Origin of the sequence: Pelagibacterium mangrovi (assembly GCF_036662815.1) — a bacterium.
In the GTDB taxonomy this organism is placed as follows: domain Bacteria; phylum Pseudomonadota; class Alphaproteobacteria; order Rhizobiales; family Devosiaceae; genus Pelagibacterium; species Pelagibacterium mangrovi.
In genome coordinates, this window is the sequence record NZ_JBAFXA010000004.1 from 280,624 (window position 1) to 304,001 (window position 23,378).

The window sequence follows — 23,378 nt, forward strand, 5'->3', positions numbered from 1 at the left end:
TGCAGTCATCGATCTTCCTGCTGGGCATCAAGTCCGAGCCGATAGAACCGCGACGCGGAACGCCAGAACAGGTCGTCTTTTTCATCGGGACTGACACCCGCCGCAATCCGCTTCATTCCATTCCATCCCACGGCATAGCTGTAGCTGCCCTTGTCCATCGGGAAATTGCTTTCGAACATGCAGCGGCTGGCGCCGAAAGCCTCGATGACCGTTTCCATCCAGGGCCTCCATGCCAAAGCCAGCTCTTCCGACGACGGTGCCCGCACGCCCTTCTCGAAGCCGAATCCGGAAAGGCTCATGCCCAAGCCGCCCAGTTTCACCATTACATTGACGCAAGATGCAAGCTCCTTGATTCCGGCGGACCAGACAGCAAAGACCTCGTCGCGCTTGCCGGCATAGGGACCGATGCCGGCGATGCCGCCGCAATGGTCGACGACGATCGGCGTTTCGGGAAAGGTGCGGGCCAGAGCCGCAAGGCGCGGCAGCTGATGGAAGAGCAGCCAGGCATCGAAGGTGAGCCCCAGGGGAGCCAGTTGCGCGAAGCCGGCGCGAAACGCGGGGCTGTCGAGCATATCCTCGGTCGGCCGGTAGGCCGGATTGATCATGGCCGGCTCGCGGTCCCAGACGGCGATGTGGCGGATGCCCCGGAACCGGCCCTCGCCGGGACGGCCGCCGCCGGCGGCGGTGATGTGGCCCTCAAGCAGCGGCCGGACGGCGTCGCCGGCCCGCAGATCAGCAAAGCCGACGATGCCGGCGCAAATCCTCGCCGGGCCGTATGAACCGCTCGCGCTCATGGCGGCGATGCCGTTGGCGAATTCGGTTTCGCCGATGGGCTTCATCCCCTCGAGTCCATCGGCCCGCAGCATGGCCCGACCCTGCACATAAACGGTGGCGCAAATGGCATGGCCCGTGTTGACGTCCTCAACCATCTCGTCGAGCAAGTAACGCCAGCCGGGACGGTCGAACAGGTGATGGTGGGCGTCCACGATCGGCTGATCGGGGTCGAGAATGTCTTCCATCGTGGTCGCTAGCCAATCCGGACGAACGACAATATGGCTGCGTTGCGGCGATGCGCTCACGGTGCGGGTTCCCCCAATTCAGGCGCTGCATTCTGGGGCAGGCCAAGCTCGAAGGCATTGGCGGTAAGCGAAACGAGACAATAATAGCCCACGATTCCGACCAGTTCCACCACGCCGGGCTCACCCAGAACGTTGACGGCGGCGGCGTATTGGGCATCCAAAAGGCGGTGGGTGGCGAGCAGGACCGCAGTGGTCTCGAATACCACTCGCTCTTGTTCATCGGACAGGACCGGTGGGCGACGAGCGGCGATGGCTGCGATGACGTCCTCGCTCAGCCCGGCGGCCAGTCCGTGCTTTTTGTGCGAGGTCCAGACCTGATGCGAACTCCAGTGGCGAGCACAGACGAGAGTGGCCAGCTCGACCAGCTTCGTTTCGAGCGACGTCCCGAACCGCAAATGCTCGCCGAGCAATTGGCCCCTGCGCGCAAATTCGGGGTTCTGGAGCCAGGCGATCATCGGTGACGGAATCTTGCCGCGCCGGCCAGCCACCACTTCGTCGCAAACCGCACGCTGGTCGGGCGTCATCTTCTCATCGGCTGGAAGGGCGAGCCTGGCCATGGCCTACCGCGCCGCCGTCAGCCCGCCATCCACAACCAGTTGCGTGGCGGTGATATAGCTTGCTTCGTCGCTGGCCAGAAACACCACCGAATTGGCAATATCCCATGCGTCGCCCATACGGCCCATCGGGACGCTCGCATGGCGCTTGGCAATGAAGGCCGCCGGGTCGTCGAGATTGAGCTGTTTGATGAGGCGATTTTCGACCAGCGGCGTGTGCATGGTGCCGGGGATCACGACATTCACCCGGATGCCCTTTTTTACATAGGCGATGCCGGTCGAGCGGGTGAACGCGACCACACCCGCCTTGGATGCGGCATAGGCCACATGAACGCGACCGCCAACCGCCGAACTCAGACAAGCAACGCTGGCCATATTGATGATCGACCCGCCTTTGCCCTCTGCCTCGAACTGCCGCTCCATGACCGGCAAAACGTGCTTGCAGCCCAGAAAGGCGGTCTTGAGGTTGAGGTCGAGCTGCGTTTCCCAGACATCCTCGGACATGGTCACCGGGTCGCCCGGCGCGCTGCCGCCCACATTGTTGACGAGGATGTCAATCCGCCCGAACCGTTCGAGGCAATCGTCAACGGCCGCCTTGACCTGATCGGAATTGGTCATGTCGCAGATGCGCGACGTCCAGTTGGCCAGCCCCTCGGCCTGCATCGCATCGGCGGTCGATTGCAGGGCATCGGCGTTGAGATCCACGCCGAACACCGTGGCGCCCTGCCGGGCCAGCAGGACGGCGATGGCCTTGCCGTTGCCCCAGCCTTCACCGGCCGAACCGGCCCCGGTGACGAATGCGACTTTTCCTCTTAGATCGAGCATGTGTTCTCTTCCCTTGCGCGGCTTGCCCGCGCCTATCGTTTAAACGGCAGTTCTCAGGCGATCAGGCCTTCTTCGATGGCCTTGATCTGGAGCGCCAGCGGCTTGGAATAAATCCGGCACTGGGCAAGACCACCGCCCATGAACCACAATCCCTTTTGAGCGGTGCCGCGGTACATGTTGTTCATCTCGCCATCCGGCGCGACGCCCCATATGGGCCCGATACGGTCGGCAATATCTCTACCGAGCAGTTGGCGAACCACTTCCTGGGGGGGCAGGTAGCCGCTGGCGGTGACGATCAGATCCGCCTTTTCGACGCGGCCGTCCTTCATCAGGGCACCATGCTGGACGAAGCGGTCGATATCCTCGTTCTGGATCAACCCGATTTCGCCATCGACGATGAGGTCCGAGCAGCCGACGTTGAGATAATAGCCCCCGCCGCGCCGCCGGAGCTTCATCTGGTGGCCGGTCTCGTCCTCGCCCATGTCGAGCTTGAACCCGCGTGCCCTGAGGCCGGCGATTAGATCCTTGTCGATCTCGACCATCGTCCTGACGTTGCCCTGATAGGTGCGGATCAACAACGGATAGGTATTGGCCGCCGAAATCAGGTCGCTGTCCTCGAGGGGGAAATCCTCGGTATAGAGCGAATGGTTGATCTGCGAGCTTTCGAGACTGACAACGGTGGTCGAACCGCGCTGCACCAGCGAAACGTTGGCACCGTGGCTGTGCAGATCCTGCGCCACGTCGTGACCGCTGCTGCCCGTTCCCAGCACCAGCGCCTTCTTGCCCTTCCAGGCCGAGCCATCGGTATAGTCGTGGGTATGAATGATCTCGCCGGAAAAGTCCTCGAAGCCGGGAAGGGTCACGCGATGGGGGATACCGCTCAGGCCATTGGCAAAAACCAGATGCCGCGGCCGGAGGGGCCGCTCGCTGCCATCCTCGCGTCGGACGCGGAGGATCCAGGCGCCGCTGGCCTCGTCATACGCGCCGCCCACAAGGTCGGTACCTGTCCAGACGTTGAGTTCCATGGCCCAGGCGTAATGCTCGAACCAGCCGGCCAGCATGTCCTTGGGCAGGAATTTAGGCCAGCTTGGCGGAAAGGGAATGTAGGGCATGTGATTGCGCTGCACCTCATTGTGCAAGGTCAGCGAATGATACCGGGACCGCCAGTTGTCGCCGATGCGCGGGTGCTTTTCGATGACCAGCGTATCGACACCGAGCAGCTTCAGCCGGGCCGCGACGCCCAGACCGGCCTGGCCCGCGCCGACGACGAGCACCGCAGGCTCACGGTCGGCGAAGGCCTGTTGCACGGTCCGCTTGTCCTGCCAGTTCTGAGCGCCGAAAATGCGGGTGTAGCCCGAGCCGGTGGGACGGCGTTCGCCAATCGGCTCCTCATGGTTCTTGATCTCATCGAGCGAAGTCAGCAGCACCCATGCCCTGCTGGTATCGGCCGTCGGCAACCGCAGCAACCCGTTGCCGCGACCGGATGCGGTCTCGAACTCGAAAATGGCTTCTATAACCTGCGCACCGGCGCGATTGACGCGGCGGGGGGCCGTGCGCTTGCCGGCGAGGCGAAAGCTGGAGGCTTGAATTTTCGGCTGCGCCTTGAGCAGCCGATCGATGATATCACCCCTGCCCTCATGGGTCGAAATGGTCCAGGTAAAGGCTACCAGGTCCCGCCAATGGCACTCGTCGGCGAACAGCCTGCCCAAAGCCTGCCTGTCGCTCCGCAGCAGCGCCCCCTCGAACGCTTCGAGCCAAAGGGCAGCGCATTCGCTGTCCGTCGTCGGCGTAACCAGAGCGGACTCCTTTGGAGCAAGGCTTATGGTGTTCATAAAGATCAATCCCCGTTCGGCTGCACCTACCGCAACACAGCCTTTCCTTGCCGGTGCGCGCCGCCTCCCAGCGGATCGACGCTACCAGCCAATTCATAGGGGCATTCTAGTGAATGGAACCGGTTACGAAAACGTCTTTTCGTGCGAAAGATTATTGCGCTTAGCGCAATAATATCGCGCCCAACATGCACGTACAAAGCCGTTTCGGCTTTCGTCTTTGCGAACAATTCAAAGAATTACCGCCTGACGACGGGTTAAGCCGTCCTCGCCATGGCAAGTCGGACGGCCAGTGACCCGGAAATATGGGCCTTGGCGGTCACGGCGGCGCGGTCCTGGTCACGGCGCGCGATGGCATCCAGTATTTCACCATGCTCGCTCATAGCGACCGAGATGCGATCACTCTGAACAAATGTCGTACTGGGCAAGACGGCAATGGTCTCGTGCAAATCCTCTACCGCCGCGCGCAGATACCTGTTGCGGGCCGCATCGTAAAGACGGGCATGAAACTCGCGGTTGACGCCGGCGGCCTCCTGAGGGGTTCGCGCCGCGCCAAACTGGACATTGAGCTCGACGAGGTTAACGATTTCCGCCTCGGTCGCGTGTTGCGCGGCGAACTTAGCCACCAGCGCCTCGAGCTCTCCACGCATGGCGTAAAGCTCGAATACCTGCTCCATGGTCAGTTTTGCAATGGCCAAGCCTCTGCCTGGCGCGGGCTGGAGCAATCCCTTTTCCTGCAAGCGACCCATGGCTTCACGCACAGGCGTCCGGCTCATGCCCAGCCGTTCGGCGACCTCTTCCTCGAGCAGGCGATCTCCCGGCGCGAATACACCGCTCCGGATGGAATCGAGGATGGCCTGATAGGCGCTCTGCCCCAACATCTTGCGTTTACCGCTCTCGGCCATACCCCGCCGTCTCCCGTCTCTCCAGCAAGCTTTTAGCGGAATTGACCGGCGGTGGCCATCGATCCTCTATCGACAATCGATGTATTGCACCCTATTGTATCCGTATGTATACAAAATAAAAGTTCGAGTGAATATGGATGATGCCCCTTGTCGAACAATCTACGAAAATTGAGCCAGCAGACCTGGGACGTAATTGTCGTGGGGGGCGGCAATGCCGCGCTTTGCGCTTCGATCGAAGCCGCCCAGGCCGGGGCTCGGGTTCTCCTGCTCGAGGGCGCGCCGAAGCCATATCGGGGCGGCAATTCGCGTCACACCCGTAATTTTCGCTGCATGCACACAGGCCCGCTTTCGGTTCTCACTGGCGCCTATGAGGAGGAAGAATATCTTCACGACCTGATGCTGGTGACCAAGGGAAAGACCGACGAACACTTGGCGCGCCTGGCGATTCGAACCTCTGAATCATGCCTGCCATGGATGGAGAAACATGGCGTGGTGTTCCAGCCTTCCCTGTCGGGCACGCTTTCGCTGTCGAGGACCAACGCCTTTTTCCTTGGGGGAGGCAAGGCGCTCGTCAACGCCTATTACAATACCGCCATCGACCTGGGCGTGACCGTGGCCTACGAGGCCAAGGTCGCCCACGTGATTATTCGCGACGATGCCTTTGAGGCTGTACGGCTGAGCATCGCCGGTGAAGACCTCGAAATAGCGGGCAAATCGGTGGTATTAGCCTCGGGCGGCTTTCAGGCGGATATCGATTGGCTGGCTCGCGCCTGGGGACCGGCGGCCCGCAACTTTCTCATTCGCGGCACGCCCTACAACCGTGGCGAAGTGCTGCGCGACATGCTGGACTCCGGCGCCGAAAGCGTCGGCGACCCCACCCAGTGCCATGCCGTGGCCATCGATGGCCGTGCCCCCAAATATGATGGCGGCATCGTCACCCGCCTCGACTGCGTGCCTTTTTCCGTAGTGGTGAACCAGGAGGGGCAGCGTTTTTACAACGAGGGCGAAGACGTCTGGCCGAAGCGTTATGCCATCTGGGGCCGCCTCGTGGCCGCCCAGTCCGATCAGGTTGCCTATTCCCTCATCGACTCCAAGAGCATCAACCTGTTCATGCCATCGGTATTTCCGGCCGTTTCGGCCAATTCCATCCCCGAACTTGCCGAAAAGCTCGGACTGCCGGTCGGGGCCGTCACCAAAACGGTCGAGGATTTCAACGCTGGCTGCCAACCGGGCACGTTCCACCCGACCGAACTCGATGGACTCGCGACCCAGGGTGTCGAGCCGGCAAAAACCAACTGGGCGCGACCGCTCGATACGCCCCCCTATTACGGCTATTCACTGCGGCCCGGCGTGACCTTTACCTATCTTGGCCTCAAGGTCGACGACAGCGCCCGGGTCAGCGGGAGTAACGGCCGGTACGATAATATCTGGGCAGCAGGGGAAATCATGGCCGGCTCGATCCTTGGCCAAGGCTATCTCGCCGGTTTCGGCATGACCATTGGAACCGTCTTCGGACGCACAGCCGGCAGGGAGGCCGCAGCCCATGTCAATTGATGCCCTAGCAACGCTCAGCAATCGCACGGCCGTCGATTTCGATACCGGCGCGGACGCTGCCATAAACGAGGCGCGCCGCCAGCTCGAGATTTGCAATGCCTGCCGCTATTGCGAAGGCTATTGCTCGGTGTTTCCGGCCATGACCCTGAGCCGCGCTTTTTCCGATGGCGAGGTGACGCAATTGGCCAATCTCTGTCACAATTGCCGGGGCTGCTATTACGCCTGCCAGTACACCGCGCCGCACGAATTCGACCTCAACCTGCCCCGCGCGTTGGCCGAGGTGCGGGTGGAGAGCTGGGAGCGCTTCATCTGGCCGAATGGACTCGCAAAGCTGTTCCAGAAAAGCGGTTCAGCCCTGGTCGGCACCCTTCTCGCCGCCATCGTGGTGATGCTGACCATCGCCTATGCCCTGCGTCCCGAGAGCGGCGAAGGGTTCTACGCCGTCATCTCGCATACGGTGATGGCGTCCCTGTTCATGACGGCCACCTTCCTGCCCATGATCATCATCATTGCCGGCGTGTGGCGATATTGGCGTGCAGTCGGCGGCGAACGGGTGACCATCAAGCATCTGCGTTCGGCCATGGTCGATGCAGGCCGCCTGAAGAACCTCTCGGGGGGTGCCGCCGATGGCTGCAACTACGAGCGCGAAGACCGCTACACCATGGCCCGCCGCTGGGCCCACCAAGCGGTGATGTGGGGATTTTTGCTTTGCCTTGCATCCACGATGTCCGGGACGGTGCTTCACTACGTCTTTGGCCTGGAAGCGCCGTACGGGCCATTTTCCATTCCAAAGCTGCTGGGCGTTCCCGGCGGGATCATCATGACATTTGGAGGAGTGGCCCTCATTGCTTTAAAGCTGCGGGCCGAGAAGTCGCTTGGCGCTCCCGCCGTATGGGGCGGCGAAATGGCATTCGTCGTCCTCTTGACCGCAGTAGCGGCAACAGGGCTAGCTTTATACGCCGCAACCGGAACGGTTGGTGTCCGGCCGTTGCTGATCGGGCATTTGGGTACCGTACTCGCTTTATATCTTACGCTTCCCTACACCAAAATGGTGCACGTACCCTTTCGCCTCGCAGCCCTCGTTCGCGACGCACAAACGCGAGAGCAATAGGAGCGTACTATAACAGGACGAAGCCAGAGGCGGATAAGACATGGCGCTCTATCACTAATGCATACCGTATCCTCTCGCCAGCGTGGCTGTTGTTAAGTGGCGTCGTTGCTGCGCCGATCTCTCGCAGGTCTTGACACTTGGCTGCCAATGATGGGGGCTATGGACGAGGCCTGAACCGCCCCGGAACTGTCGGAGGCTCTAACTCCCAGGTAGGATAGAGCCTGATGAGCAAGACAACGAACAAGTTTCCCCCCAAGGTGCGGACCCGGGCGGTGCGACTGGTGCTGGAGCATGGCGGGGAGTACCGTCGCGCTGGGTGGCCGTGGTTTCGGTTTCCCAGAAGATTGGCTGTTCGGCCCACACCCTGAACGACTGGGTGAAGAAGGCCGAGGTCGATGGTGGCCGGCGTGCCGGCGTGCCCAGCGAGGTGGCCGAGAAGCTCAAAGCTCTGGAGCGAGAGAACCGGGAGCTGCGGCAGGCCAACGAACCGAAGGTCCGCGTCAGCGAGTTCCTGCGCAAAGCCTCCGCATATTTCGCCCAGGCGGAGCTCGGCCTCCCACTGAAGCGATGATCGCCTTTATCGACGAGCATCGTGGGCACTATGGGGTCAAGCCGATCTGCAGAGTTCTGGAGTGAACCCCGTTTCACCTATCATGAACATGTTGCCCAACGCCGCGATCCCTCGCGGCTGTCGGCTCGTGCCCAGCGCGATGAAGCCCTCAAGCCTGAGGTCATGCGGGTCCTGTTGAGGTGCTGCGAAACGGTCTGGGTGTTCAGACAATTCTTGCTGATTACAAACTGCGGGCACTGCCACGTGATCGCGAGGAAGCATCGAAGTATCTGCAAGATGCGCTACCCGGCACTGTAGCCCATCACGGTGAGGCCGGGATCAAGCACGTCGCCGGCCTCGACCTTCTGGTCGGCCTGGACGGAGTTTGACAATGTAGGGCAAGTGAGAACATGGAAGAATGCCAAATTCCAGGTTCTTCAAGCCCATCAGCGCAAGCTGCACCGAATAATCCTATTATTACAGCGATCTAACCATAACATTGGAAGGAATGGAGCGGGTGAAGGGAATCGAACCCTCGTCGTAAGCTTGGAAAATAAACAGTATGATACGTTTTCCACAACCTACGTGTAACACAATATTCCGCATTTTGTATCACAAAAGCTATTCGTCAAATTGGGATGAGGACCATTGTAGGGTGCGTTCCAGATGACGTTGCCCCCATCTTTTATCCAGCGTGACGTAGACTCCGGGGGTTGTTTTGGCCCTGCTGAACCTGGTGGAAGACGGGGGCTGGCGTGGAGCTGGCCATTGAGCGCAGCGCCAGGTCCCGTCGTGGGGTAAAGGTGGTTGCGTATTCGGTTGGGGTGAGCCAGCCGAGCCGCGAGTGTCCAACCCGGCCGGTTACCGATAATCTGTTCTTCGCTAAACCTGTTGCGCTTCATCTCTGGTCCTTTTCGATGGGCCAGAGTCTATTTCAAACTGGATTAGGTCCGTGGGGCAACGTCACACTCTATGCCTAGGGCGATAACCTACCAGTAAGAGATATTTATTAACGTCACTCGAACTGGAGCAACGAATCAAAAGCTAGATTACGCGTTGTGGGCTCGAATATAGCTCATGAATGCGGAAGCCGAGCCACTCCAACCACTTTTCAGAGTGGAACTCCGAGGGACAAAGGCTCGACTGATGAGCAGAAAGACCAGAACGCTGTGGCTGGCAAAGCACCTCAAAACATCAAATTGCCTTTCGAGCAAAGTGTCGGCTACCAAGCTCGCCTTACTCATCGGCTTATACAGCGGCTCCTCCACCAGAAGATTGCGCCGTATGGGGTAACACCCGGCATGTGGTATTTTCTACGCGCCTTGTGGCACAAGGACGGGCAAACTCAGCGAGAATTGTCCCTTTTGGTCGGCACTATGGAGCCGACGACATTGAGCGCAATCAGAACGATGGAAGCTTCTGGATTAGTTCAGAGAAAGCGAAACGACGAGGACCGACGAAAAATAAATGTCTTTTTGACCGGTCGCGGACGCGAGTTGGAAAATATCCTTATGCCACTTGCGAAGGAGGTCGTAGATGCATCTGTTGAAGGTTTCTCCATCAATGAACGTGGTCTCTTGCTTCAATATTTGAAATCAATTCAAAATAATATTTTGAAGCACCTCGACGAAGACGTCCATCTGGGTTAACATCCCACTCTTGGCCTCCACCGCTCCCGAAGCTTACGGCGGACTGATTGTCCTCACAAATTCCTCGATCGACATGACCTCACGCGGGGGTATATCCTCGATTTCAGGCCCAGGATCGACGTCGTAGCTGAGCGTATCGCCATCCCAGAACCACCAATAGGCCACGTTCTCCCGCTTGCCCTCATGTTTGTCGAGTATCGACATCTTGAACTTGGGGAAAGCCTTCAGCGCGTCCGGTACGGGAGCGTTGCCCATCAGGCGCGCAGAAACGGATCCCATGTCGACGGCTGCGGCCAAGGGGATCATGGCGATAAAGCGCGTATCGAGCCTGGCAAGGGTGGCCGCATCCGCGCCCTGTTCGTATGGTCCGGCAAGAGCCCGCACCACCTCGGGGTAGGAGGGATGATTGTGGGTAACCTGGACATAGGCATGTCCACGCGGTGTTTCGACTTCGACTATGTCGCCTGGCACAAATTTCGTCATGGTTCAGAGACTGAAGCTTTCTAGGGTCGCAGGGTGAAAGAGCTCGTTCACATCGACCTTTCGGGGAGAGAGCCCCTGCTCATAGTGATAGCCGAGAAACGTCTCGAGGACCTTTCTGTTCTGATCGACGCCGTAGGACCATATATCGTTGCCCATCAGGTTGCGAGCGCGACGAAGATTGTCTTCGACGAACGGCATGGTGACCTTCGTTGCAGAAGTATCCGCCAGCGCAGCATCCGACATCGCCTTCGAGCGGGTGAAAGCCTTCAGCAGTGCTCCCGGCAGCCACGGATGCTCGTCTGCCAGACGGCGCCGCACACCCAGAACGTGCATGATGGGGAAGATGGCGGTGCGCCTGAAATAGTCCTCGGCCGCGCCGATCGAGTCGGTGAACAGGCGCCCCACATGCGGGTGTTCCTCGTCGTAGCACAGAGGCGCGCGCGGCCCTATGAACCCGTCTATCTCGCCAGCGGCAAGCATGGCGTTCAGCGTGGCGCCCTGAGGGGCTTCCTCGACCTTCACGTTCGGCGGCAGGTCGACCTTGATCTTTTCGGGACGCCCCGCCGTATTCATGCCGCCGCGGACCCAGACGATGTCCTCGGCGCCGAGGCCGTACTCGTCCTTGAGAATTCCACGCACCCAGACATTGGCCGATAGCTGGTATTCCGCGATTCCGATACGGCGTCCGCGAAGGTCCGCCGGCGTGGAAATGCCCTTGTCGGTGCGGATGTATATGGACGTGTGGCGGAACGCACGCGAGAGGAATATGGGAACCGCAACATAATGGGGCTCTCCGCGCGCGACCGAGATCGAATAGGAAGAGAGCGAAAGCTCGCTGATGTCGAACGCCTGGTGCCGGAATGCCCTGAAGAACATCTCCTCGGGCGAAAGCAGCATGCAGACCGGATCGACCCCGTCGATCTTCACCCGGCCGTCATAGATCGGCCGGGTCCGGTCGTAATCACCCATGGCAAGCGATAGATTGAGATTGCTCATTTATTCTCCCCTCATTGTTATACGGGCACCTGCTCGACGAGGTCGACGAAAGTCCCTGTCTCTGCGGAACGGATGATGGCGTGGCAAGCTTCAAGGCTCGCCAGACCCCATCTGGCGGACTGTACGGCCGGATGTCCGTGCCGGACGGTCTGGACCAGCGCATCGATGACTTCGGTGCGCGCTGTCTCGAACGTCGGCGCGGGCACGAATTTCTGTTCAAAGTCGCCATAAACGTGCAATCCAGAGGGAACCAGGCGAATGTCCCCGCGATCGCACAGCACAACGATCGGTCCGAAATGTTCATACTGGTCCGCCGGCTTGGGTGCGTCGCCGGCACCGTATGTACGGGTCGTCTTGAGCGCAGCTTCCTGCTGCGCATCGAGCACCGTCGCCAGCGTCCTGCGCGCCGCGCCATAGCCCTGGGGCGATTTCCGTTGCCCGAGCTCTCCGATCCCGTCCATCCAGATGTCGCTGTCGAAATGCGCGTAACCCGAATATGTGAAGGTCGCGAAGCACCCGTTTTGAAAGCTCATCAAAGCGCTGTATGCGCCTTCGGTGGGACGATCGGGGTCCCAGGCGCCGGTCATCGCCGCCAGCCGGGTCCCCACGCCTCCGGCGAGGAACCTCACGACATCGATCTGGTGCACGCCCTGGCTGAAAATGACACCCCCGCCCTCGTTCGTGCGCAATTCTTCCGGCCGCCGGGGCCGATAGAGAAAATCGGTGTAGTTGAAGGCCTGAATCATGCGAACCCGGCCAAGCTCGCCGCTGCGAATCAGATCCCCTGCCTGTTGCACGGGGCGATCGAAGCTGTGGCTGGGGCCGACGATCACATCGACGCCCGCTTTCTCCGCCGCCTCGACGATGCGCCGTCCATCCGCCATTTCCACGGCCAAGGGCTTGTCGAGCAAGATATGTTTGCCGGCCGCGGCGGCGGCTACCGCGTGGTCGGCATGCATCTGGTGCGGCGTGGCGATGTACACCGCTTCCACCTCGGGATCGGCGCAGAGTCCCTCCACATTCTCGTAGACGCGGCCGCCGAATTCCGCCTGAAAAGCACGCCGCGAGGCTTCCCGCGGCGCACAGGCGGCCACGAGGCGGACACGGGAATCCGAGCGGAAGGCGGGCAGCATGAGCATGAACGCCCGCCCCAGCCCTATAACGCCCAATCGGACGGGATTCGAAATTGCTCGGGAATCAGAGGTCAACGACAAGATTCCCGCTCTTTGCCCGGGACACGCAGATCATGATTGTGTTGTCCTTCTCCTCATCCATGAGCACCATGTCGCGATGGTCCACATCGCCGGCAAGAAGCCGGGTCTTGCATGAGCCGCAGGTTCCGCTTTCGCAGGAGCTGACGGTCCGCACACCGGCGTCGCGTACGGCCTCGAGTATGGAACGATCGGCAGGAACGTGCACCGTCTTGCCCGACTTGGCCAATTCCACATCGAAAGCCACGTCGTCGGGGCGGACGATGTCGACGGGTTTGAAATCCTCGAAATGGACACGTCCCTCGGGCCAATGGCCCGAAATCGCCTTGATCTCCTCCATGAGCGGCTTCGGCCCGCAGCAATAGACATGCGTCGGCTGGGGCGTCTCGAAATGATCCCAGAAATCGTAGATTCGCTCGAGATCGCCCTCGTCGTGATGGACGATCATCCGGTCGCCGAAGGCGTCGCGCATTTCGGCCAGATAGGCGGCATCCTGCGGGCTGCGGCTCACATAGATTATCCGGAACGGCTTGTCCTGCTCCTTGAGACGCTTGGCCATTGCATAGATCGGCGTAACGCCGATGCCGCCAGCGATCAGGAGATAGTCGGGCGCGGGACCGAGAGAAAACTCGTTCTCGGGAGGAGCGACCCGGAGCTTGTTCCCTTCAGCGACCTCATCATGCATCGATTGGGAGCCTCCGCGCGATTCCGGCTCCCGTTTGACCGCGATCGTATAGGTGTTCGCCTCGCCGCCGACGAGCGAATAGCGGCGCATCGCCCCCGAAGGGGTTTCCACGGTTATGTGGGCGCCCGGGCCGTACTCGGGCAAGCTGCCCCCCTCCTCCGGCTTGAGCACGAACTCCACGATACTCGGCGTCAATTCGCGGCGCGAACTCACGGTCATCGTGATAAGATCGTCGTCGGTTATGATCACGGGAAAACCATCCAGCTTGCTTTTTCCATTCACTTAGCTACCTAACTAATTTCTGTCAATGCCTAGACTTCGCAATTGAGATGCACTAAACTCTTAGCTTCCTAACTTAATGAGGGATGGAGACGATGCTTACTTCCGAAGAAAACGATCTTTTGTGTCGGGTATCGAACAACGCCCCGATGGGACGCCTGATGCGCCAGCACTGGACACCGGTCTGCCTTATCGAGGAGGTCGCCGAGCCGGATGGCACCCCGTTGCTGGTCGAGGCACTCGGGGAGAGGTACGTCGCCTTTCGCGACACCAATGGCCGCGTGGGACTTCTCGATGAGCTGTGTCCGCACCGGCGTGCCTCGCTCGTATTCGGACGCAATGAGGAGTGCGGTTTGCGCTGCCTCTATCACGGCTGGAAAATGGATGTGGACGGCAAGGTCATCGCCATGTCGTCGGAGCCGGAAGGCAGTCCCCTCCTCAACAAGGTGAGCCACCGCGCCTATCCCGTCAAGGAATGGGGCGGATTCGTCTGGGCCTGGTTCGGCGACAAGGAAGATGTTCCTGAATTCGACCCGCCCGCCTTTGCTCCTACCGTGGATACGCCTTTGGCAATCCTGAAGATTCGTGTTCCTGCGAACTGGGCGCAGATTCACGAAGGCCAGATCGACAGCGCGCATTCCTCGAGCCTGCACTCCTCCGATATGGTGCCGGCCAGGGTCGAGGGCGCCGCAGCCGACGACAAGTCGTGGTATCGCCCCTCGACGGACAAGTCGCCGCGCATGCAGACGCAGACGACGAGCTACGGGTTCCACTACGCGGCGATCCGCAAGCCGATCAAGAATGCAGCCACGCATGACTACCTGCGCATCACCGAGTTCATTGCGCCATATTACTCGCTGATTCCGCCCAACAGCTCCTACAATGTCGCCAGCGTCATCGTCCCTGTCGACGACGAGACCACGCATTTCCACTTCATCGCGTGGGGTGGCACGGCATGCCCCACCACCGAGGAGTGGCGCAAGTTCAACCATGCGGAGAAGGGAGTCGATCTGGACGAGAAATGGCGCTCGCGCCGCACGCTGGAGAACAACTTCCTCCAGGATCGCGAGCTGATGAAGCAGGGCAACTTCACCGGCGTTCTGGGCATTCCCAATCAGGACATCGTCATGTGGGTTTCCATGGGGCCGATCGTCGATCGCACCAACGATATCCTCGGGGCATCCGATCTCGCCATCGTCGAGTTCCGTCGTCTGATGGTCGATGCTGCGCGGAAGGTCGCCGAAGGCGGCAAGGCCATCGGCACTGAAGAGCCCCGGCTGCCGCATTCGCGGATCATGTCGCGCGAGGGCGTGTTCCCCAAAACGACTGATTGGCGCACTCTCGTCAATCATAATGAAATGGTCGCGGCCGAATAAGCCGCCCATCCCTGCCTCAAAAAGACCTTTCGGCCCGCGCGGCCGAAAGGTCTGCTGGCATGTCGCAGCCTTGCGATTTGTAACGACATATCTGCAAGCCGGCAGCTCTCCTCCCGCCACGACAGGAACGCAACCGCCCTTCCCGCCACATTTCTCGTTTCCTCGCGCACAGCCCGATGGAAGCGGACCGCTTCCCCTCACAATCCCGGTTCATGCGGAACCCCGGGCCGAAGTTAGGCAAAAGCGAAGGCCGCAGGAGCGAAAGATGGACGAGGCCGATTCTGCCAATCCAGAACAGCTCCATGAAGGCGATCGCCCAGAGTTCCCTTGCCTCGGAATTCGGCCAACGGGTGGCTTGACACATATAACTAAGTAAGCAAACTAATTAAATTGGCGCGAGGGGGGGAACGCCGATCTGATCGTCACAGACCACTTCCGGAGGAGGGAAGTTCCATGTTGAATTTCAATTAATCGACAGCGCGGCGCCGGTGGAATGTCTTCACGGGCCTGCTGCTGGCAGCGTCCAGCCTGGTGCCTCTGGCCGCCACCGCCCAGGACCTGATCGAGTTCGATCAATGGCGACCGGGAGGTCGGGGCCTACAATCGCACATGGGTTCCAGGCGAATAATGCGAGACGCCCCCTTCTCTCCTTGTCGGCTCCGGGAGCCGGCAAGGACTGTGTCGAGACCCATGAGTCTTGGCTGCGTTGGCCTTATACACCCCCCCGGGGCGCATCACGGCCGGACCGCGGCGGATTTTGAAACCATCGCGCTTGACTGCTTAGGAAACTAACCATAACGTTGATCCTGCCGGCCGCGGAGCGGAGCTATCCGGCAGCGAGATTTCTGCAAAAGCTCAGATTTCCAATGGGAGGAACAGATGCCATTATCGCGAATTACCCTGACCGGACTATCCCTCGCCTTTATCGTGGCGCCGGTGCTGCCGGCGACTGCGCAGTCGCTCAATCTCACACTCGCGGGCGCCAGCCCCGGAGGACTTTGGACGCTTCTTGGCGCGGGTCTAGATGCCGTCGTGAAGGCAAACGATCCAAACTCGACGATTACCTACCAGACTACCGGCGGCGGATTTGCCAATGCCGCAATGATCAGCGAAGGAAGGGCCGAAATCGGACTTATCCACGACGCCGAGCTTGCTATCGCGGCACAGGGTGGCGAGCCCTTCAGTGCGCCGATCGAAAATCTACGCACGATCGGCTACCTTTACGACTGGGCACCCATGCAGTTCGTCACGACGCGCAGCTTTGCCGAAGAGCATGAAGTCGATTCCGTGGACGATTTTGCTGCCGCGCAGGTTCCGGTGCGTATGACAGTAAACAGAGCCGGCAATATCACCGGCCAGATTGCGTCTGCCATCATGGCGGCGGCGGGCGCCGACGACGAAGCGATCGCCCAATGGGGCGGAGCAGTCGTTCAGGCCGGTTCGTCCGAGCAGGCCGGCCTGCTCCAGAACGGTCGTGTCGATCTCTACGCGAACGGTGTTTTCGTCGGTCACAGCTCCATCCGGGAAATCGAGAACGCACTCGACATCAAACTGCTGAGCATTCCGGCCGATGTCAGGGCGCAGATCGCCGAGGAATTCTCGATCGCCGAGTTCACGATTCCCGCCGATTCCTATGAGAACCAGCCCGAAGCCATCGAGACCCTGGCTCTGGGTGCCGTTCTGATCGCCAGCGCGGAGATGAGCGAGGAAGATGCCTACACGCTGACCAAGGCGCTGATCGACAATCTCGACTCAATACGCTCGGTCCATCCGGCAATGGCCGACCTGGACACCACGCTGCTCACTCGGGAGACCGCAGTGCCGCACCACGATGGCGCCCTGCGGGCATACCAGGAAGCGGGCCTGATCGAATAGTTTCCGTTTCCAAGAACAACCGGAGGAGTGGGTAAATGGCCTTGGCCAAACTCGTCGGAACCGGCCGCCGTCGATCTTTCGACGGCGTGCCGCGTCAAACCTTGACCGTTGCTGCCGCGATTTTTGCCGTCGGCGTTGTATATGCCAACATCTTTGCGCTGCCCGATGCGCTGCTGATCGGCATTCTGTTCGTCTGCGGCATTTATGCCCTGCTGTTTTTGACGGTCGGTCCGACCTCGACATCAACGGACCGGATCGGCATTGCCGATTGGGTCCTGAGCGGTGCGAGCGTCGCGTGCGGCATCTACTTCTTTACGATCAGGGCTGACCTGGCCAATCATATCACGCTCCTCCGGCCACTGCCCGGCGACCAGCTCTTCTTCGGCACGCTCCTGCTTGCCCTGACCATCGAGGCGGCCAGGCGGACAACCGGCATCGGGCTTACGATCGTCCTGCTCATTTTCCTTGCCTACAACCTTTGGGGACACCTGATCCCGCCCCCGCTCGGCCATGGGTTCATCGACTTCGGTTCCTTTGTCGACGTTCTGATGTACACCACCGACGGCGTATTCGGCGTACCCATCCAGGTGGCAGCCAGCTACGTCTTCTTGTTCGTGATGTTCGGTTCGGTCCTGTCTCATGCGGGAGGCGCCGAATTCATGTTCCAGCTCGCAGCGGCGCTCACGGGCCGCTCGCCCGGAGGCCCGGCCAAGATCGCCGTCATATCGTCCGGCATGTACGGAATGATCTCGGGCAGTCCGACTTCGGATGTGGCGACCACGGGATCCATCACCATTCCGATCATGAAGCGGCTCGGATACTCCCCGCGTTTCGCGGGCGCTGTCGAGGTCGCGGCCTCGACGGGTGGAGCCGCCATGCCGCCCGTCATGGGATCGGCCGCATTCATCCTGGCCGAGTATACCGGCATCGATTATCGGAACGTCGTGCTCGCGGCGCTGATTCCGGCGATCCTTTATTATATCGGCGTCTATTTGCAGGTGCATTTCCGTGCCGTTCGCCAGGGACTGCAAGGCGTCAAGGACGTCGACCCGGTGCAGGAGACCCTGAAGACGGGATGGGTGTTCGTCATACCGCTCGTGGTGATCACCGTAGCCCTGCTGATGGGCTATACGCCCACCTACGTCGCCGTTTACGGCACGGTTGCCCTGGTTGTCGCGTCCCTGCTGACCAAGCGGACCCGGATGACGCCGCGCAAGATGCTGGAGGGGCTGGGCGAGGCGACCATCCGCATGTTGCCGGTGGCCGGCGCCTGCGCCGCAGCGGGATTGATCATTGGCGGGCTGACGATGACCGGCCTTGCCCTCAAGACGTCGAGCCTTGTCCTGATGCTGTCGGGTTCGGGCCCCTTCGTCGTCCTGTTGCTCGCCGCCGGCATCGCGATTCTTCTGGGACTGGGGATGCCCACGCCCAGCGCCTATATTCTTGCGGCCGTGCTCGTCGGTCCGGCGTTCACGGTCGTCGGGCTGCCCCTGCTGGCCTCCAACATGTTCCTGCTCTACTTCGCCCTGCTCTCCGCCCTGACGCCGCCTATCGCGGTGGCAGCATACACCGCATCCGCAATCGCGGATGAAGACCCAATGAAGATTGCCGTCACGTCGGTGAAGCTGGCCGCCATCGGGTTCATTCTCCCGTTCTTCTTCGTATGGAACGAAGCCTTGCTGGCCCAGGGCAGTGCCTTGGAAATCGGTGTTGCCGCGTTGGGCGGCATCGTGGCCACGACTCTTCTGGCGCTTGCTCTGGAAGTCGAATTGAAGCCAATTGTGCGGGTGGTGATTCTGGCGGCCGCTGCGGCGGCGCTCTCTCCCTACCTTTTCCTTTCCATACCGGTGACCGTTCTCGCGATCGCGCTGGGCATATGGCGACGGACAAGGAAACTGGCCACAGATCCCGCGCACCAGGAGCGCACGATTTCACAACGCTAAGGTCCGCAGCGGAAGGATTGCGCATTGGCGAGGCCGTATTTCGGGAGACCCCCGTTGCGGCCTCCGCTCCCGTTCCACCAGGGGACGCATTGGGACGAGGCGTTCCCCGGACAGTTTGGCATCATCGCCTCGCCCTCGAAGCCCAGTATGCACGGACCGCTGAATGATGGATCGGAAAAAGCTATAACGACGCCTGTTTTAGGCTTCGATTATTGACACCCAACAACCGGGGATATCAAGGCAACCCTGGCCCCGCCATCGCATGACACGGCATGCAATCTGGAAAAGAGGATGTAATTCTCTCATCCGGAACCATATATTTTTGCAAAATACTATGAAGATTCCTACATATATTTATACACGAACTCCCCCCATTCAAAAATACAGAACGAGAACTGTCATTGACAGACTATCTTTTGAAAAGTAGTCTTGATTTGTTAGGAAGCTAAACGTTTTACCCCTCCGGCGGGGCGTTTGGCTCGTTCAGGAGGAAGATAAGGTGACCTTTGACACGCTTGAGAAGAGCTATCGCAAATATCTGAAGAGCGGCACCGCGGCGTTCGCGTTGCTGGCAATGCTTGCCGCCAGTCCAGTGGCGCAAGCACAGAAAATCGAAGAGATAAGCGGCACCCTGCCCGACGGCACGGCCTGGCTGATCAGCGTGCCCACCGACTGGAACGGCGTGCTCCTGCGCGATCTCGACTATGCGGCGAATTCGCAGACGGAGCGCTTTACGGATCTGCTGAGCAGAGGTTATGCCTTCGCGGGTCTGGCGCGCCATCCCATGCGCCCGTGGCAGTATGATCCGCAGCGGGAAATACATAACCTCGAAGCCGTTCAAACGATTTTCGAGGAGCAGTACGATCCCGAGTGGGTGCTGGCGTTCGGCTGCTCAGGAGCCGGATTCGTCAGTCTCGCCGCCGCCGAGGATTTCTCCGATCGCATAGACGGTGCGGTCGTTCTGTCGGCGCATATACCGGTGTGGATCATGAACAGCTACCTCGATGGCTGGTTTGCCATGCAGACGCTCCTCGCGGACGCGTATGAGGAAGCCGGCCTGGGCTCCGCGAGCGACCTTCGCATCGTCAACATGCCGAACGGCGCCGGCTCCGACGGCAGGACGATCGGCGACATCCAGGCCTCATGGCGCAGCGCGGTGGAGACATTGGGAGAGACTCCCGAGGGACGGGCGCGCCTCGCCCTTGCCTTCGCGATCGGCCAATGGTCCCCCTGGGAGGCTGCGGATCAGCCGTTCCCCGATCCGCTCACCTCCGAAGCACTGTCCGATCAACTGGTGCCTTCGGCATTGCGGCTTACCGGCACCGTCGGCGGCCAATCGCGCGTGATGTTCGAGAATGCCGCCTCGGGCCAGCAGCTTTCAGGCAATGAGGGCATCGATTACGCAGCCTTCTACGATACGGCATCGCCGATCATGAAGGAGCTTGTCGAACATCTTTATGCCGAGGCGGGCCTCGATATCGGCGAGGACATCGAGCGCATCAATTCCGCGCCCCGCATCGCAGCGTCCGACTATGCGCTCGATTACTGGAGCCAGCCCGGAAGAACAGCGGACGGGGACCTGCAGGTGCCTACGATCCGCGTGCACAGCCTGGGCGACAACTCGATTCCCTATAGCCTGATGCAGGGCTATCAAGCGCTCGTGGAAGAGAAGGGCACGACCGATCTCTACCGTCAGTCGCTGCTCAAGTTCACCGACCATTGCGGCTTCGAGGCGTCCGAAACCACCGCTCTTGTCGAGGTCATGATGGAGCGGCTGGAAACGGGCGAGTGGCCGGACACGTCGCCGGAGGCCCTGAATGCCGTCGCTGCCGAGCTCGATCTTGGCGAAGCCCGCTTCATGGAGGAAGACGGGTGGCGCGTTGAAGAGTACAATCGTACCTGGATAGCTGGAGAATAAGCCTCCGGAGAACGATGCGGGGCATTTCCCCGCATCCATTTCCCCACGGCGCGATTTATCGATATTCGCGCCGTAGACGCCACGGGCCTCAATCGACCCGGCTGATCAGCATTCCTTTTTCCAGCGGCTTCACGCTTGTCTGCCCCGGAACGAACGCCGCGGTTTTGTGGGGGCTGCTGCCGTCGACCCCGAACCGTGCGCGCCCCAGCCCCTCAATTTCGATCTCGAGGCTGTCTCCCACGTTTATGGGCTTGAGCCCTTCATGGTTGGTGCCGGTCGTGACGAGGTCCCCGGCGTGAAGCGTGGTGAACCGGGAGAGCCATTCGATCTGCTCGGGGATTCGATTTGCCATGGTATTCGTCGAGAAATCCTGGGCGATCACGCCGTTCAGCCACGAGCGCACCCGAAGCTCGTGCGGGTCGTGAATTTCGTCAGCGGTCGTGATCCAGGGTCCGCACAGCGCAAATCCGCGCTGACCCTTGGGGATGAACTGTCCCCTGCGATGCAATCCTCGCGCCGAGATGTCGAAGAACGGAACGAATCCGAAAACCTTGCCCATTGCATCTCCGGCAGAGACATCCTGGACCTCGCTGCCGATAACGAAGGCAAGCTCCGCTTCAGCGTGGAAGACCACGACGTCGTCAATGTCCGGCAATGTGGTCCTTCCACCCGACCCAACCAGATCGTTGCTCTTGTGGAAGAACTCGTTCGGCAGGCGGTCCTTCGTGAACCCGAGAATGTCACGTAGTTCGCGAACGCCGAGAGACCTTTCGAGGGGCGATGAAGCGGCGCAAGAAGTTTCACGTCGGAAAGGGTCTGGCCGGGCGCCCTGGCGAGCAGATTCTCGATTTCCGGTTTCAGCTCCTGAAAATTCGCGATCAGGAAGTCGAGAGCGCCCTGCGGACCGCGGACGCTGCGCATGGGGACGAGATCGCTGACATCGACCACTTCCGCTTTTGCATTGAGCACACCGATCTGATCGTCGTTGAACCTGAGAATCTTCATTTCACGTTTCCATTATATGCGTCTGGATCACGCCGGCGATCGACCGGGAGCGGGATTTCCTTGAGGATGATGGACAGGCAAAAGGCCAGCACGGCAGCAACGGCCGTACAGAGAAAGATGGGATGGAGAGCACCGGTGAACGCATCCAGGACCGTATCCCGCAAGGACGGAGGAAGCTCGGAGATGAGCTGGGGCGACATTGCGCGCAAACCCGTGTTTCCCGTATCGTTCAGCAGGCCGCCGGGGAGCCGGCTCGACAGCCCGGCGGCAAAAATCGCGCCGAAGATGGAGACCCCGACGGAACCGCCGATCATGCGGAACATCTGGGAGCTCGCCGTCGCGACGCCGAGCGCCCCCGCGGGAACGGCATTCTGGATCGCGGCGACGCCGATGCTGTTGACCGGGCCGATCCAGATGCCCACCGTCAAAAGATAGAGGCCCAGGATCCACACATTCGTGTCCGGGGTGATGGTTGCGAGCAGAAGCGCGCCGACCGCCAGCAGGGGCATGGACAGGATGGGCACTATTCTGTAGCGGCCCGTCCGGCTCATGAAGATGCCGGACAGGATGGACCCGCCGACGAATCCGAACATCAGGGGCAGCAACAGCAGGCCGGAAACGGTCGGGCTGTAACCTTTGACGACCTGTAGGTAGAGCGGGATGAACGTTATCATGCCAAACATCGACATGCCGATGATGAAGCGCACGGCATTGGACACCACGAAATTGTTGATGCGAAACAGGCCGAGAGGCAGAATCGGCTGAATGGTCCGGGATTCGATGAACAGGAACCCCAGAAAGCCCAAGCCGCAGACCACGCCCAGCGCAACGCTCGGCCAGGATGCCCAGGGAATGGCCGTGCCGCCAAGGCTCGCGAAGAGAACGATGCCGGTCAGCGTGATGGCGAGCAGAATGGCCCCGGGATAGTCAATTTTCTGCCGGCCGTGATTGCCGCCCTTGGGCAGCAGGAAAGTGATGCCCTGAACGCCAGGACGCCGAACGGCAGGTTGATGAAAAGCACCCAGTGCCAGGAAAACTGCTCGGTCAGAAAACCGCCCAAAAGAGGGCCGAAGACGGTCGAAAATCCCAGGACGGCACCCACAACTCCCTGTGCCTTGCCACGATCGCGTTCGCGCAGAACATCGGCCACTACGGTCATGGCAACGACGATCAGCCCCCCGCCTCCCAGACCCTGGATGAAGCGCCCGAAGATCAGCACCCCCATGCTGCTGGCCAGACCGCCGATTCCCGCGCCGGCAAGAAAGACGAGAATACAGGCCTGAAGAACGGGCTTGCTCCCGTAAAGATCGGCCAGCTTGCCCGAAATCGGCGCGCCGACCGTGGAGGCGAGCAGATAGACCGTCATGATCCAGGTGACGCTTTCGACGGACCCCAGATCGGCGACGATAACGGGAATGGCCGTGGCAATGCTCGTCTGGCTGAGAGACGCGAGCAGCAGGACGCAGGCCGCCGAAAAAATGATCAGTCGGATCGGCTGGCGGGGACTTGCCGTCTCGGAAGGTGTGGCAGCTGACATCCGTCAGGTCCTTT

19 protein-coding genes, 1 pseudogene and 1 other annotated feature are annotated in these 23,378 nt (G+C 60.5%); of the genes and pseudogenes, 8 read left to right on the plus strand and 12 right to left on the minus strand.

Going from position 1 to position 23,378, the window contains the following annotated elements:
* Positions 1 to 5: 5 nt before the first annotated feature.
* From V4T21_RS09055 to V4T21_RS09075, 5 genes are all read right to left on the minus strand, one after another.
* Complete coding sequence (locus V4T21_RS09055; protein WP_332715839.1) at positions 6 to 1,019, minus strand: amidohydrolase family protein; 1,014 nt, start codon at positions 1,017 to 1,019, stop codon at positions 6 to 8.
* A gap of 56 nt (positions 1,020 to 1,075) precedes the next feature.
* Positions 1,076 to 1,636 carry a carboxymuconolactone decarboxylase family protein gene (locus tag V4T21_RS09060; protein ID WP_332715684.1) on the minus strand — a complete coding sequence of 187 codons (561 nt, stop codon included), beginning with the start codon at positions 1,634 to 1,636 and terminating at the stop codon, positions 1,076 to 1,078.
* A 3-nt stretch (positions 1,637 to 1,639) separates the two neighbouring features.
* Positions 1,640 to 2,458, minus strand: coding sequence for an SDR family NAD(P)-dependent oxidoreductase (locus V4T21_RS09065; protein ID WP_332715685.1), 819 nt, complete (start codon positions 2,456 to 2,458; stop codon positions 1,640 to 1,642).
* A 53-nt stretch (positions 2,459 to 2,511) separates the two neighbouring features.
* Entirely contained in the window at positions 2,512 to 4,290 is a 1,779-nt protein-coding gene (locus V4T21_RS09070) for a flavin-containing monooxygenase (protein WP_332715687.1), read from the minus strand.
* A gap of 254 nt (positions 4,291 to 4,544) precedes the next feature.
* Positions 4,545 to 5,192 carry a GntR family transcriptional regulator gene (locus V4T21_RS09075; RefSeq protein WP_332715689.1) on the minus strand — a complete coding sequence of 216 codons (648 nt, stop codon included), beginning with the start codon at positions 5,190 to 5,192 and terminating at the stop codon, positions 4,545 to 4,547.
* Between the two features lie 147 nt (positions 5,193 to 5,339).
* Here V4T21_RS09075 and tcuA point away from each other — a divergent pair, with 147 nt between their 5' ends.
* The 4 genes and pseudogenes from tcuA (at position 5,340) to V4T21_RS09100 (ending at position 10,056) form a co-directional block, all read left to right on the plus strand.
* Positions 5,340 to 6,746 (plus strand): FAD-dependent tricarballylate dehydrogenase TcuA, encoded by a 1,407-nt coding sequence (gene tcuA, locus V4T21_RS09080; protein WP_332715691.1) that lies wholly within the window; start codon positions 5,340 to 5,342, stop codon positions 6,744 to 6,746.
* Positions 6,736 to 7,857, plus strand: a complete 1,122-nt coding sequence (tcuB, locus tag V4T21_RS09085; protein ID WP_332715693.1) for a tricarballylate utilization 4Fe-4S protein TcuB — start codon at positions 6,736 to 6,738, stop codon at positions 7,855 to 7,857. The genes tcuA and tcuB overlap by 11 nt, the downstream gene beginning before the upstream one ends.
* A 224-nt stretch (positions 7,858 to 8,081) precedes the next feature.
* Positions 8,082 to 8,599 (plus strand): annotated as a pseudogene (locus tag V4T21_RS09090) (transposase); the annotation flags it as partial.
* Positions 8,383 to 8,499: a sequence feature (AL1L pseudoknot), on the plus strand. (Overlaps the previous pseudogene by 117 nt.)
* Positions 8,600 to 9,576: 977 nt before the next feature.
* The gene (locus tag V4T21_RS09100; protein ID WP_309207448.1) at positions 9,577 to 10,056 is read left to right on the plus strand and encodes a MarR family winged helix-turn-helix transcriptional regulator; all 480 of its coding nucleotides are present in this window, start codon (positions 9,577 to 9,579) and stop codon (positions 10,054 to 10,056) included.
* Positions 10,057 to 10,089: 33 nt separating this feature from the next.
* On the opposite strand, the gene V4T21_RS09105 is transcribed toward V4T21_RS09100, so the two are convergent.
* The 4 genes from V4T21_RS09105 to V4T21_RS09120 are packed head-to-tail and all read right to left on the minus strand — an operon-like array spanning position 10,090 to position 13,680.
* A complete protein-coding gene (locus V4T21_RS09105) occupies positions 10,090 to 10,527 on the minus strand; it encodes a hypothetical protein (RefSeq protein ID WP_220305745.1) in 438 nt (145 codons plus the stop codon).
* Between the two features lie 15 nt (positions 10,528 to 10,542).
* Positions 10,543 to 11,535, minus strand: coding sequence for an ABC transporter substrate-binding protein (locus V4T21_RS09110; protein ID WP_220305746.1), 993 nt, complete (start codon positions 11,533 to 11,535; stop codon positions 10,543 to 10,545).
* 17 nt (positions 11,536 to 11,552) lie between these two features.
* On the minus strand, positions 11,553 to 12,749 hold the full coding sequence (locus V4T21_RS09115; protein ID WP_332715706.1) for a Gfo/Idh/MocA family protein: 1,197 nt from the start codon (positions 12,747 to 12,749) through the stop codon (positions 11,553 to 11,555).
* Positions 12,733 to 13,680, minus strand: coding sequence for a PDR/VanB family oxidoreductase (locus tag V4T21_RS09120; protein WP_332715709.1), 948 nt, complete (start codon positions 13,678 to 13,680; stop codon positions 12,733 to 12,735). The genes V4T21_RS09115 and V4T21_RS09120 overlap by 17 nt, the downstream gene beginning before the upstream one ends.
* Before the next feature lie 125 nt (positions 13,681 to 13,805).
* Between V4T21_RS09120 and V4T21_RS09125 the strand changes: the two genes are divergently transcribed.
* The 4 genes from V4T21_RS09125 (at position 13,806) to V4T21_RS09140 (ending at position 20,822) form a co-directional block, all read left to right on the plus strand.
* Entirely contained in the window at positions 13,806 to 15,086 is a 1,281-nt protein-coding gene (locus V4T21_RS09125; protein WP_332715712.1) for a Rieske 2Fe-2S domain-containing protein, read from the plus strand.
* 879 nt (positions 15,087 to 15,965) lie between these two features.
* Positions 15,966 to 16,961, plus strand: coding sequence for a TAXI family TRAP transporter solute-binding subunit (locus tag V4T21_RS09130; RefSeq protein WP_220305749.1), 996 nt, complete (start codon positions 15,966 to 15,968; stop codon positions 16,959 to 16,961).
* A 35-nt stretch (positions 16,962 to 16,996) separates the two neighbouring features.
* A complete protein-coding gene (locus tag V4T21_RS09135; protein ID WP_332715717.1) occupies positions 16,997 to 18,904 on the plus strand; it encodes a TRAP transporter permease in 1,908 nt (635 codons plus the stop codon).
* Positions 18,905 to 19,403: 499 nt separating this feature from the next.
* The gene (locus tag V4T21_RS09140; RefSeq protein WP_240549621.1) at positions 19,404 to 20,822 is read left to right on the plus strand and encodes a hypothetical protein; all 1,419 of its coding nucleotides are present in this window, start codon (positions 19,404 to 19,406) and stop codon (positions 20,820 to 20,822) included.
* Between the two features lie 88 nt (positions 20,823 to 20,910).
* Here the strand turns inward: V4T21_RS09140 and V4T21_RS09145 are convergent, their stop codons facing one another.
* From V4T21_RS09145 to V4T21_RS09155, 3 genes are all read right to left on the minus strand, one after another.
* The gene (locus V4T21_RS09145; protein ID WP_220307389.1) at positions 20,911 to 21,561 is read right to left on the minus strand and encodes a fumarylacetoacetate hydrolase family protein; all 651 of its coding nucleotides are present in this window, start codon (positions 21,559 to 21,561) and stop codon (positions 20,911 to 20,913) included.
* 262 nt (positions 21,562 to 21,823) lie between these two features.
* Entirely contained in the window at positions 21,824 to 22,645 is an 822-nt protein-coding gene (locus V4T21_RS09150) for an MFS transporter (protein WP_421952990.1), read from the minus strand.
* A gap of 74 nt (positions 22,646 to 22,719) precedes the next feature.
* Positions 22,720 to 23,364 (minus strand): MFS transporter, encoded by a 645-nt coding sequence (locus V4T21_RS09155; protein WP_332715723.1) that lies wholly within the window; start codon positions 23,362 to 23,364, stop codon positions 22,720 to 22,722.
* Positions 23,365 to 23,378 lie beyond the last annotated feature (14 nt).